This is a genomic window from Roseateles sp. P5_B10, assembly GCF_056400485.1.
The window spans coordinates 1-544 of record NZ_JBFULE010001704.1 but is presented as its reverse complement, the minus strand read 5'-3'; the positions used below and the strand labels follow the sequence as shown (position 1 = coordinate 544).

Here is a 544-nt window from a genome sequence, read left to right as displayed (position 1 = left end):
GGGATAATCTTGGCGCCAACGCGCGGGTAACAACACCGGTGCCCGCGGCGATTTCCAGAACGGCGCCAGGCGCGAAAGACGCTGCGCGTTGTGCGAGATCTGCGGCGTAGGGCTCGAAGATCAACGGCACCATATAGCGGTCGTAGTTTTCCGGAATCGAGCCAGCGAATAACTTGTCCGTTTCCAGCATTGCTATCACCCGTCGTCCGTTTGATGGCGTGCGAGACTAGCATGTATTGTCGGCGTCGTCCCGAAGGGCGAGAGCCGAGCCAGGGCCATTGCGTTTGGCTGAACGTCAGTGATTCAGATTCCCAAACCGGGAGCGCGAACGATGCGGCTGCCCTGATGATGGACAGCTTCATTGTTCGCGCGCATCAGCTTGGACATGAATCATCAGGACCAGACACAGACGATCTGGCTGTAACTCGTAGCGACAGCTACTTCAGCGCATCCGAGACCAGCCTGAATTTCTGGATGCGCTTTCCGGTGTCGACTTCGGCTGTGTAGACGTTGCCCTTGGCGTCCACCGCCATGGCGTGAATCC

The 544-nt window shown here is 58.3% G+C and carries 1 pseudogene; it reads right to left on the bottom strand.

The features are described 5' to 3' along the window. Positions 1-190: pseudogene (locus AC1DU6_RS35445) on the bottom strand (SAM-dependent methyltransferase); the annotation flags it as partial. Positions 191-544: the final 354 nt, after the last annotated feature.